This window comes from Microvirga yunnanensis, from assembly GCF_025460875.1.
This window is the reverse complement of record NZ_JAMXFI010000200.1, coordinates 1-11,552: the sequence shown is the minus strand read 5'-3', so window position 1 is coordinate 11,552 and position 11,552 is coordinate 1. Positions and strand designations below refer to the sequence as shown.

Genomic DNA, 11,552 nt, shown 5'->3' with positions numbered 1-11,552 from the left:
CGGTCTGACATCCGATATTGTTACCGACGGCGGGATGATCTAACCTCGCGTTTCTCACCTGAATGGGATCAGGGGCACGGTTGTCGTGACTGGATTGAGGATAATGCTGCGTTCATCGCAGCAGCGAGCACGATTAAGATCTAAGTGATGGCCTGGGGTGGCAAACCCTCTGCCCCACTCCCTCGTATGGTTCCAGCAGGGACCGAAGGAGCGTAATCCATCTCGCGGGCTTCGAGCAGGAGAGCCTCAGTCTCCTCTTGCTGCCCGCGGCCAGATTGCCGTTTTTCCCGTTGGGGGGTGGTGGAAACGATCGATATCCCGGGCAATCGATCAGGGCCGCTATGCACTGGTTGTGTCCTTGGACGCACGGGACCTCGATGTTGACCTTCACTCCAAGCTCATGACTCACCTGCCAGTCGAAGTTTCGATCTGAGGTGAAGGAGCGCCCCGTTTTGATGGGCAGATCCGTCTTCCTAAACCTGACCGATCAGCTGGACCAGAGACCATCACGGTCTCAGAGTTCTGCTGCTCCAAACCCGCTGTAATGTTGAGGTTCGCGCAAGCTCTATGGCCAGTTGGATGGCCGTGATTTGCGGAGCAAGGGGGAGCAGGCCGATGAACAGTGCCCTCAATGCCGTTTTGACTCGGCTCAGAACCTGAAAAGTCCTACGGGTAACCCCGCGGAGTGTTGTCTCCAGCCCCCAAGCTCCCGGTAACTTCCTGAGCCAAGGAAACACCAAGGAGCGCGAGCACCGATATGCTTACACGGCAATCCTTTCGGGAGTACCATGCATCGGTTGCGCGGCAAATCGGTGACCATCTGGCCTCCCTTCTGAGTATCTGATCAGCCAGAGCGGAATACAGGACATCTGCCACAGATAGCTCCTCAAGTTCAGCTGGTGACACCCGCGGTGTCCCGGTTCAGGAAGGAGCGATACGCTGGATTGTCGCTCTCGTCCCAGTACGGGTATCCCAGGCCGTCCAGACTGCGCTTGAGCTGCGCTCGCTCCACGGCAGGAACCTGGATGCCGGCCAGCACCCGGCCGTAATCCGCACCATGGTTGCGGTAGTGGAACAGCGAGATGTTCCAGTTGCCGGATAGCCCATTGAGGAACTTCAGGAGGGCTCCAGGGCGCTCCGGGAACTGGAATCGGAAGATCAGCTCATCCTGAAGGCCAGGCGTGTGCCCGCCGACCATGTAGCGCACATGCAGCTTGGCCATCTCATTGTCGCTCATGTCCAACACGGGATAGCCCTGCTCCCGCAGCATGGCGATGATCTGGCGCTTCTCTTGATCCCCTTCGGAAAGCTGCACACCGACAAAGATCTGCGCCGCCTGAGGATCCGAGTAGCGGTAGTTGAACTCGGTAATTGAGCGCTTGCCCAGCAGCTGGATGAAGCGGCGGTAGCTGCCCGGCTTCTCGGGAATGGTGACCGCCAGCAAGGCCTCGCGGTGCTCACCGAGCTCGGCCCGCTCGGCGATGTGCCGAAGCCGGTCGAAGTTCATGTTGGCGCCGCTGTTGATCGCGACCACTCCGTGCGGTCTTGCTCCTTCCCGCTCCAGGTACTTCTTCAGACCGGCCAGACTGACGGCGCCGGATGGTTCGGCAATCGCACGCGTGTCCTCGAAGATGTCCTTTACGGCTGCGCAGATCTCGTCCGTGCTGACGGTGATCACCTCGTCGAGCAGCTCACGGCAGAGGCGAAACGTCTCCTCACCGGCCTGACGCACCGCCACGCCATCGGCAAACAGCCCGACCTGGTTCAGGATGACCCTGCCCCCTGCGGCAAGGGCGGCTGCCATGCTGGCGGCGTCCTCCGGCTCGACCCCGATCACCTTCACCTCGGGCCGCAGGAACTTTGTGTAGACGGCCACGCCCGCAGCCAACCCACCTCCTCCGATCGGCACGAAAATTGCCTCGAGGGGGTCGGGATGCTGGCGCAGGATCTCCATGCCCACCGTACCCTGACCGGCGATCACGTCGGGATCGTCATAGGGATGGATGAAGGTGAGGCCCTTCTCCGCCTCAAGCTGCCGGGCGTGAGTATAAGCCTCATCGAAGCTCTCGCCGTGCAGGACCACACGACCGCCCTGCCCTCTCACCGCCTGGATCTTGATCGTCGGTGTGGTGCGCGGCATCACGATTGTGGCCTTGGCGCCGAGCTTCTGAGCCGCGAGAGCCACGCCCTGGGCGTGATTGCCGGCCGAGGCGCAGATCACTCCCCGGTCAAGCGCCTCGCGTGATAACCCAACCATCTTGGCATAGGCACCGCGCAGCTTGAACGAGAACACCGGCTGGAGATCCTCGCGCTTGAGCCGAATTGGGCTACCCAGGCGCTGAGACAGGCGCGGCATGGGATCGAGCGGGCTTTCGATCGCCACATCGTAGACCCGGGCGGCCAAGATCTTTCGGATGTAATCCTGCACGTCGGTGATGCCTTCTTGTTCAGTAGGGAAGCCCAGATGCTCCCGAGGGCTCCTTGTATTCCTAACCCAAACACGGCATCGGGTTCGTGAAGCCTACTGTGATAAGATTGGTCAACGGTTATAGGCTCAATCCAACCGCCACAACCGAGACGTCACAGTCGGCGTAACAAGCTGACCCGTCAACGCTTCAAACAACGCTTGCCCGTCACGAGTTGGATGTCTGTGTCTGTCTACAATCGTCGGAAGCACCAGCCACCGATTATTTGATCATCATCCGCCCTAGTGCAGACGCAACGACACGTTGCTCTTCTGTCGACAGCGCCGCGACAAGCCTTCGCTCGGTTTCTGCATGGTCACGCATCGCGGGCTCTACCATTCGGCGCCCTTGCTCGGTTAGCTCGACGATAACCCCTCGTCCATCCCTATCGTCAGCCATTCGGCGGATGTGGCCAGCCTTCTCCAGTTTACGCAGGAGGTTCGACAACCCGCCCGAAGTCAGGATCAGCGCGTCAAGCAACTGCTTCGGCGACATCTGGTACGGCGCACCCTCGACCCGAAGCGTCGCCAGCACGGCAAAAGCAGGATACTTCAACCGGTGCTTCGCCAGAGTCCGATTAATCGCCGTCAAGAAGATCTCGTGCAGATGCAGCAAGCGGCCGACGACGGCCTTGCCGGAGCAATCCACGTCCGGCAACTCCCGGCGCCACCGCTGCATGCCGGAACCGATGCGATCCCTCTCTACCAGTTCGCTGGTCCGCTCGGTTACAACAGGTTGCAGCGCACCATTGCGCATATTCGATCCTCCAAGGCGAGCCTATCTGGCCGATAAATGCACAGCACGATAGGGCGCAGGCAGCTAGAAGATGCAATATATCTTTCAATTATCTTTCTTGAAAGACAAATCTACCCGTGCCATGCTCCTCACCGAAGGGCAGGCAGAAGCACTGCCTTCGCGGTGCAAGGCCAGGGACCATTGGCTCCTGCTCCGCAACCAGACGGGAGCTGCAACCATGAGCCATTGTCTTCGCTACACGACGGCCGCCCTTCTCACTCTCGGCCTTTCCGCCATCGCCCAAGCCGAGGAACTCGTCGTGGGGGCGTTCGGAGGATCCTTCGCCGACAACGTCAAGGCCTGCCACGTCGCGGCCTTCGAGAAAGCCACCGGCGCGACCGTCTCCCTAAAGCTCGGCAATTCCTCGCAATTTGCGGCTGCGCTCCGGGCCACCGGCGGCAAGTCGGACATGGACCTTGTCTACATCGACAACTCGCTCGCCGCCCAGACCCACGGCGAGAACCTCAACGAGCGGATCGATCGGTCCAAGCTGAAGAACGCCGGCGACATCATTCCGACTGCTTGGGGCAAGGATGACAGCTACGTTGTCGCCATGGTGAGCGCCACCACGCTCGTCTACAACCCCAAGCTGGTCAAGACGCCGCCGACCTCCTGGCTCGATCTCGCCGACCCAGCCTACGCGGGCAAGTATGCCATCGGCGACATCAGCGGCACCGCAGGCCTGCACTATTTCCTGGCCTTGAACAAGCTGAAGGGCGGAACGCTCGACAACGTCGACCCCGGCATCGAAGCCATCAAGCCCATCGCCAAGGGGTCGGCGGTGCTCTACACCCAGGCGGACCAGTTGATCTCACTGTTCGAGCGGGAGGAGATCGCCATCGCACCCTGGTACCCGGATCGTGCCGGTGTCGCCATGGACAAGGGGCTTTCGCTTGCGGTTGCCTATCCGAAGGAAGGCGCGGTCGGCATTCTGCCGGCCGTCCTCATCCCCAAGGGGACCGCGAAGTCGGACCTGGCGCACAAGTTCCTCGATCAGATCCTCTCGGCGGAAGGGCAAGGCTGCTTCTCCGAGCGGGCCTATATCGGGTCGGTTAACACCAAGGTCCAACTCTCCGACAAGCTCAAAAAGATCGTGCCCTATGGCGAAACGCTGGAGAAGGCCTGGTTCATCGACCCGGAAGTCGTCGCCAAGAACTCGCCGATCTGGACGCGTCGCTGGCAGCGTGAGGTGGCGCGCTGATCCGGCAGCCTGACGAGTGGGAGCTTCCATGAGCGCGCTGAGCTTCGAGCAGCTGGGCAAGTCCTACGGGGATGTCGCCGTTGTTAGTGACATCTCTCTGACGATCACTGAGGGCGAGTTCGTCTCCCTGCTCGGCCCGTCCGGCTGCGGCAAGACGACGATCCTGCGGATGGTGGCGGGCCTTGTCCAACCAAGTCGTGGCCGAATCCTGATTGGCCGCGATGATGTCACCGCACTACCGCCGAACAAACGGGGGCTGGGTCTTGTCTTCCAGTCCTATGCGCTGTTCCCGCATCTCACCGTCTACGAGAATGTTGCGTTCGGTCTGCGCCGGCGCAAGGTCGCTGGCGCGGAACTCGACAGACGCGTGAAGGAGGCGCTCGCCATGGTCCGGCTCGCTGACTTCGGCGAGCGCTACCCGCGGCAGCTTTCGGGCGGTCAGCAACAGCGTGTCGCCATCGCAAGAGCCCTTGCGCCGCAGCCTCGCGTGCTGCTTTTCGACGAGCCTCTCTCCAATCTCGATGCGCAGCTGCGCGACGAAATGCAGATCGAACTCAAGCGCTTGCAGCGCGGGCTCGGCATCACCACGCTCTTCGTCACCCATGACCAGGGCGAGGCACTGTCGATGTCTGACCGTGTCGGGGTGATGGCCAAGGGCGTTATGCAGCAATTTGCTACGCCGGAGGAAATCTATCATCGGCCCGCAACCGGCTTTGTCGCCAGCTTCATCGGCAAGCCCAACCGGCTGCCCGGTACCGTCGCCTCCCGCGCCGGAAAGGGGGGCGTTTTGCGCCTCGGCGACGCCATCGAAATGCCGGCGGCCTCTCTCGACCAGCCGGCGGGGGCCAAGGTCGACGTCATCATCCGCCAGGAGGCAATCCGGCTTCTGAATGGCACGAGCGCATCTGACGGACTTCAGGGCACTGTCGCGCTTCGCTCGTTCAGCGGCGCGCGGGTCCAGTATGTCGTGCGCCTCTCTGGGGGAGTTGAACTCGTGGCCGAGACGGCCTCGCATGGGCCGAACGCGGCGCTTGCACCCGACACGCCGGTCACACTGGCGATCGACGCCGACTCGGTGTTTGCCATGCCGCCCGAGGAACCCAGCGCATGATGTCCACGCGTCATGGCCTGATGCTGATCGCGCCGCTGGCGCTGGTGCTCGCGGGCTTTTTCCTTATTCCCGTGCTGATGCTGTTGCCAACGAGTTTTGGCGAGTACATGCCGGGCTCCGGTGTGGTCAAGGGCGTCTGGACCCTGGAGAACTATACCCGGATCATTACCGACGAGTATTACCGTGAGGTGGTCTGGCGGACGCTCGGCCTCGGCCTTTTCGTGACCCTGGTCTGCCTCGTGCTGGGCTACCCGCTGGCATACCTCATCGCCCGTGGGCCGGAACGCTGGCGCTTGCCGCTGATCCTGCTGGTGATCTTTCCGATGATGCTGAACCTTGTGGTTCGGTCCTTCGGCTGGATCGCGCTTCTGGCCAATCGCGGCCTCGTCAACAACCTGCTGATCCAGATGGGACTGATCTCGACACCCATCAAGCTGATGTTCAACCTGACCGGCTTGATGATCGGCATGACCCACATCTACCTTCCCTTCATGGTCCTGATGTTGGTTGCAGCCATCCGGAATGTGCCGCGCGATGTCGAAGCCGCCGCCGCGACGTTGGGATCCAACCGACTCCACGTCTTCACCTCGGTCACGCTGCCTCTGTCCGCACCGGGCATTCTGGCAGGCTCGATTCTGGTCTTCGTGCTGACCATCAGCGCCCTTGTGACGCCGCGGATGCTGGGTGGGCCGACCTACAAGGTGATGGCGACGCTGATCTATGACGAGTACATGCAGCTTCTCGATTGGCCCAGCGGATCCGCGCTGTCCTTTGCATTGACGATCATGGCTATCGGTATCATCTGGCTGTCGAGCCGGCTGACCAAGCAATGGGCGGGCATGGCATGAGCACAGACCGCGAAAGCCATCCCGGCCTTGGAGTAACGATCGCTGCCTTCGCCGTGATCGTCTTCCTGCAGGTTCCGGTCGCTGTCGTAGTGCTGGCGGCGTTCTCCACGACATCCTATCTGACGATCCCACCGCAAGGCCTGACGCTGTCCTGGTTCGGCAAGGTGCTGAGCGACCCGACCTATCTTTCTGCCATCCGGATGAGCCTGATCCTGGCCTTTGGCTCGACCGCGATCTCGCTGGCCCTGGGCGTGGCGGCGGCCTATGCCTTGTTTCGCAGATCGATCCCCGGCTCGGAGGCGATCATCTCCTTCCTCATGGCGCCGCTGGTTCTGCCGGCGGTGGTCATCGGCGTCGCGTTGCTGCAGTTCTTCAGCCTGACAGGGCTGCGCGGCAGCCTGATCGGCCTTCTTCTCGCCCATGTGGTGATCACGGTCCCGTACATCGTCCGCTCCGCGCTCGCGAGCCTGAGCGGGCTCGACCTCGCGGTCGAGGAAGCGGCGCGCGTGCTTGGAGCCACCGGCTTCGAGGCTTTTCGCCTCGTGACGCTTCCACTGATCCGGCCGGGCCTGGTGGCCGGTGCCCTCTTCGCCTTCATTACCTCGCTCGACAATGTTCCCGTGACGATCTTCCTGATTAGCGGCAACCAGACGACCCTGCCGGTTCTGATCTTCTCGTCCGTCGAGATGGGCGTCGATCCGAGTGTCGCTGCGGTCTCGACACTGCTCATTGTTGCAACGGGAATCGTCCTTTTGCTGGCGGAACGTCGCGCCGGCTTCCACCGCTTCGTCTGACACGAGGTCACATCATGCCGCTGACCAGCAAGGGTTTTCCTCTCTTCCTCACCTTCGATCTTGATGCCGAGACGATGTGGACGGCTCGCGATCCCTCCTATGCCAACCGGCCCATCCTGATGTCGCAAGGGGCTTATGGCTGGAAGGTCGGGACAGGCCGTATTCTTGACCTCCTCGATCGCTACGGCATCAAGTCGACGTTCTTCGTGCCCGGCCTCGTAATCGACCAGCGCGAGGGCTTGATCGAGGAGATCCTGAAGCGCGGCCACGAGCTGGCGCATCACAGCTATTCCCACGCGTGGATCCTTTCCCTTACGCCCGAGCAGGAGCGTGAGCAGATGGAGAAGGGCTTTCAGTCCATCAAGCGGGTCAGCGGCAGAGCCCCGCGTGGCTGGCGGTCGCCGGCAGCCGAAATCAGCGCGGTCACCATGCCGATGCTTGTTGAATACGGCTTCGACTACTCGTCGAACTTCTTCGATGACGATTCGCCGTACCTGCATGCCGTCGAGGGCAAGGAGACGGACATCGTCGAGTTGCCCTTCCGCTGGGTGCTCGATGATGCTCCCTTCTTCCAGTACTCGATTGTTCTGCCCGGCCGCACGATGCAGGCACCCTCGGCCCTGCTCGAGGCGTGGCGGAGCGAGTTTGACGTCCTCTACGCTGAGGACCGCATGATGATGATCGGCATGCATCCGCAGATCATCGGCCAGCCCTCGCGCATCAAGGTCCTTGAGGGCCTGATCGAGCATGCCTTAAAGCATCCGAATGTCTGGATTGGCCGCTGCGACGAGATTGTCGACGACATGCGCCCAGGCCTGATGAAGGCACGAGCGGAGGCTCGGCGTTGAGCGGCCTGCTGACTCAGCGGCGCATCCTCGTCACAGGTGGCGCCAAGGGGATTGGGCTTGCCACGGTCCGGCGCTTCGTGGACGAGGGAGCCCATGTGGTTGCACTCGACCGGGACGAGGCAGCGCTCGCGATGCTGGCGCAAACATCGGCGGAGGGCCGCATTCATGTTGTAACGGCCGACGTTGCCGACGCCACCTCCATTGCCACTGCGGTTGCCACTGCCGTGAATGCCCTGGGTGGGCTCGATGGTTTGGTCAACGCCGCTGGCCTCGACTTGGTCGCTGATCTTGAGACGATGACGTCAGCTGACTGGTCGCGCGTGCTCGCCGTCAACCTGACCGGTCCAGTGATCGTGATGCAAGCCGCCTTTCCTCACCTAAGGGCCGCAGGAGGTGGCACGATCGTTAATGTGTCTTCCGGCGCCGGGCTGTCGCCGCTGAAGCACCGGACGGCCTATTGCGCGTCCAAGGCCGGCTTGCAGATGGCCTCGAAGGCGGTGGCCATGGAGGCGGCTGAATTTGGCATCCGGGTCAACACGGTCTGTCCCGGCGCGGTCGAGACAGAGCTGTTCCGATCGAGCATTGACCATGCTCCCGATCCACAGGCCGCTTATGAGGCCGTCCGCGCCCGGTATGCGCTGCAGCGCATTGCCTCGCCCGACGAGATTGCCGCCGCAATCCTGTGGCTGACGAGCGCGGAGTCGTCCTATGTCACCGGCACGGCAATAGCGGTCGACGGCGGACGCACCTTCCATTGAGGAGATTGTGATGAGCGAAAGCCATGGCCGCTTTTTTGGGAAGACGATCGCGATCACGGGCGCCGCTCACGGGATCGGCGCTGCGACCGCTCAGCGTTTTCTCACTGAAGGCGGGCGCGTCGCTGTCATCGACCGGGAGGGTGACGGCTTCGACGAGTATCGGAACGCCTTTCCAACGGACCGCCTGATGGTCATGGTCGGCGACTGTACCGACGCATCCATCCTGGCCGATTTCCACGATCGCACCGTGGCGGCCTTCGGACCGGTTGACATTCTGTTCAACAATGTCGGCCAGAGCGGCCGGGAACGGGCGGCCCACTTTCATGAATCTGAGGAAGACGTGTGGCGCTTCGTGCTCGAGGTCTCTCTGCTGAGCACCATGCGTCTGTCACGGCTCGTTGTGCCGGCCATGCGCGAGCGCGGCGGGCGCATTGTCAATATGTCCAGCGACGCAGCCTTTGTGGGGGACGCCGGCCTCTCCGACTACGCTGCCGCCAAGATGGGGATCGTCGGGTTTACACGATCGCTCGCCCGCGAACTGGCGCCATTCGGCGTCACAGTCAACGCGGTTGCGCCAGGCGCCATTCGGACCCGCGCTCACGACCGGCTCACGCCGGCCGTGATCGAGAAAATCAAAGCCACGACCCCGGCCGGGTACATCGCCGAGCCGGAGGATGTCGCCGGCTGCGTTGCCTTCCTCGCGAGCCAGGAGGCCCGGTACGTCACTGGACAGACGCTCCTGATCGATGGCGGCCGTTGGATGATCTGAGAAGGAACTCCCATGACTGCCATTGCCGATCTCCCCGCAACGGAACTGGCCGCCGCCATCCAAACGAAGGCGATTTCTCCGGTAGAGGCGGTCGAGGCCGCTCTCGCCCGGATCGAAGAGCGCCAGGAGCTTAATGCCTTCATGGCAATCTGCGCTGATCGCGCCCGAGCGGAGGCGCGGACGGCCGAGGCTGCCGTCATGAGCGGCGCTCCGCTTGGCCCGCTCCACGGGATCCCGTTTTCGGTCAAAGATCTGACGAATACGGAGGGCGTAGCGACTACGCAGGGCAGTGCGCTGTTTGCGGACACAGTCCCATCCGCCGATGCCGTTGCGGTCGCCCGCGCAAGAGCGGCCGGCGCGATCCTGATTGGCAAGACCACGACGCCGGAATTCGGCCACAAGCCGTTCACCGAGGGTCCCTTCTTCGGGCGCACGCTCAACCCATGGAGCCACGATCACACCTGTGGCGGCTCGTCAGGCGGCGCGGCCGTTGCGGTCGCAGCCGGGATGGGGCCGTTGGCCCTGGGCACCGATGGCGGCGGTTCCATCCGGATTCCGGCAGCCTGCTGTGGCGTGGTGGGGCTGAAGGCTACCCTCGGCGTAATTCCGAACCTGCAGGCTCCTGATCTGTTCGGGGCCAACTCCTTTGTCGGGCCGATGGCGCGCGAGGTCTCCGGCACGCAACTGATGTTCGAGGCTCTGAGAGGACCTGATCGCCGCGACCCTTATGGACAGGCGGGAACCCTGCCGCGGCGCGCACTGTCTGATGGGGAGCGCCCCCGCATCGGGATCCTGCTCCGGTGTGGCAACATCGTTGATCCTGAGGTCGAGACATCCATTGTCGCTGCAATGAAGCAGGCCGAAGCCCTTGGCATGATCGTCGAGCCGATTGAGCTCGATTTGGTCTCGATGGAGCCGCACTTCCTGGTGCTTCTACGATCACTCCTGCTGGCCCGGCTAGGAAGCCATGCGGCACGCTCACCAGAGAAGCTCGATCCAACGCTGCTGGCGACGATGGAGGCAGGGCGCGCCTATAGCGCCGTGGATGTGCACGAGGCTCAGTTCGCACGGACCGACTGTTTTCTCCAGATCCAGGATATTCTTTCTCGCTTTGATCTGATCGCCTCGCCCACGCTCTCAGCCCCGCCACTCCCGGTTGATCTTGATCCTCTCGGGGCGATTGAGATCGGTGGCAGCAACGCGGGTACGATCCGTGGCACTTGGTATCCGTATACATTCCCGTTCAATCTGACGGGACACCCGGCACTCTCGTTGCCTTGCGGCCTCACACAGGGCGGACTGCCAATTGGCTTACAACTCGTCGGCCGGTGGTTCGAGGACGATTATCTGATTGATGTGGCATCCCGACTGGAGGCGAGCCTCAACTTCAAAGCTCTTGCGACTAAGGTGCTGCGCAATAGGCCTGCGCCCATAGTCGCAGACGGAGACTGAGCGAAACAATCTACACATCAAAGTTCGGCTAAGTCGGCTGTCCTTCTTCCGCATCATTAAGAACACCGGGGCCGTCCGGAACTGCGCGGGTTCTGCCAAGGATCCGAGCCCCGAGCCTGAAATGGCCCAGCGCCTTGGTCTTGTGGAGGTCGCACTTCACTCGATCCTGCGGGAGACGACGGTAGCTCCATGCTAGTATACCCATCCGCTCGACCAGTCGCATCAAAGGGTCATAGCGCGGGTAACCCTCCTTTTGGATTGGCTACGCCTTCATGCAGCGGCGGCCTGCTGGCTATTGAGGAGAGACATTCCGACATCGGTGCGAGTGTTAACGCGCTGCATTGAGGGATGACGGGACAGGCGTGTGGCGACAACGTGTGCATCGGCGGAGATCGGGACCGTGAGAGTGATGACGGCTGAGGCGGTTCCATCCGCCCTCGCCGTGAGCGCAAAGCTACGCAGTTCAAAGCCGAAACGCTGAGCATCGCCCAGGAGACGGATTGCCCCATCG

At 62.2% G+C, this 11,552-nt stretch carries 11 protein-coding genes; 8 read left to right on the top strand and 3 right to left on the bottom strand.

Translation table 11 applies throughout. The features are described 5' to 3' along the window. Positions 1 to 892: 892 nt before the first annotated feature. Entirely contained in the window at positions 893 to 2,428 is a 1,536-nt protein-coding gene (ilvA, locus tag NF876_RS42795; RefSeq protein WP_210806588.1) for a threonine ammonia-lyase, biosynthetic, read from the bottom strand. A gap of 259 nt (positions 2,429 to 2,687) precedes the next feature. Continuing rightward, a complete protein-coding gene (locus tag NF876_RS42790) occupies positions 2,688 to 3,221 on the bottom strand; it encodes a MarR family winged helix-turn-helix transcriptional regulator (RefSeq protein WP_210806590.1) in 534 nt (177 codons plus the stop codon). A gap of 217 nt (positions 3,222 to 3,438) precedes the next feature. Here NF876_RS42790 and NF876_RS42785 point away from each other — a divergent pair, with 217 nt between their 5' ends. The 8 genes from NF876_RS42785 to NF876_RS42750 are packed head-to-tail and all read left to right on the top strand — an operon-like array spanning position 3,439 to position 11,041. Continuing rightward, positions 3,439 to 4,461 carry an ABC transporter substrate-binding protein gene (locus tag NF876_RS42785; RefSeq protein WP_210806592.1) on the top strand — a complete coding sequence of 341 codons (1,023 nt, stop codon included), beginning with the start codon at positions 3,439 to 3,441 and terminating at the stop codon, positions 4,459 to 4,461. A gap of 28 nt (positions 4,462 to 4,489) precedes the next feature. Continuing rightward, positions 4,490 to 5,572, top strand: coding sequence for an ABC transporter ATP-binding protein (locus tag NF876_RS42780; protein ID WP_210806594.1), 1,083 nt, complete (start codon positions 4,490 to 4,492; stop codon positions 5,570 to 5,572). Between the two features lie 20 nt (positions 5,573 to 5,592). Next, on the top strand, positions 5,593 to 6,420 hold the full coding sequence (locus tag NF876_RS42775) for an ABC transporter permease (RefSeq protein WP_210806596.1): 828 nt from the start codon (positions 5,593 to 5,595) through the stop codon (positions 6,418 to 6,420). Beyond that, positions 6,417 to 7,214 carry an ABC transporter permease gene (locus NF876_RS42770; protein WP_210806598.1) on the top strand — a complete coding sequence of 266 codons (798 nt, stop codon included), beginning with the start codon at positions 6,417 to 6,419 and terminating at the stop codon, positions 7,212 to 7,214. The genes NF876_RS42775 and NF876_RS42770 overlap by 4 nt, the downstream gene beginning before the upstream one ends. Positions 7,215 to 7,228: 14 nt before the next feature. Then, on the top strand, positions 7,229 to 8,062 hold the full coding sequence (locus NF876_RS42765) for a polysaccharide deacetylase family protein (RefSeq protein ID WP_210806600.1): 834 nt from the start codon (positions 7,229 to 7,231) through the stop codon (positions 8,060 to 8,062). Continuing rightward, positions 8,059 to 8,820, top strand: coding sequence for an SDR family NAD(P)-dependent oxidoreductase (locus tag NF876_RS42760; protein ID WP_210806602.1), 762 nt, complete (start codon positions 8,059 to 8,061; stop codon positions 8,818 to 8,820). The genes NF876_RS42765 and NF876_RS42760 overlap by 4 nt, the downstream gene beginning before the upstream one ends. Before the next feature lie 10 nt (positions 8,821 to 8,830). Continuing rightward, positions 8,831 to 9,589 carry an SDR family NAD(P)-dependent oxidoreductase gene (locus NF876_RS42755; RefSeq protein ID WP_210806604.1) on the top strand — a complete coding sequence of 253 codons (759 nt, stop codon included), beginning with the start codon at positions 8,831 to 8,833 and terminating at the stop codon, positions 9,587 to 9,589. A gap of 12 nt (positions 9,590 to 9,601) precedes the next feature. Further along, positions 9,602 to 11,041, top strand: a complete 1,440-nt coding sequence (locus tag NF876_RS42750) for an amidase (RefSeq protein WP_210806606.1) — start codon at positions 9,602 to 9,604, stop codon at positions 11,039 to 11,041. A 270-nt stretch (positions 11,042 to 11,311) separates the two neighbouring features. On the opposite strand, the gene NF876_RS42745 is transcribed toward NF876_RS42750, so the two are convergent. Then, a partial coding sequence (locus NF876_RS42745) for a hypothetical protein (RefSeq protein ID WP_262273690.1) occupies positions 11,312 to 11,552 on the bottom strand: 241 nt, incomplete at its 5' end.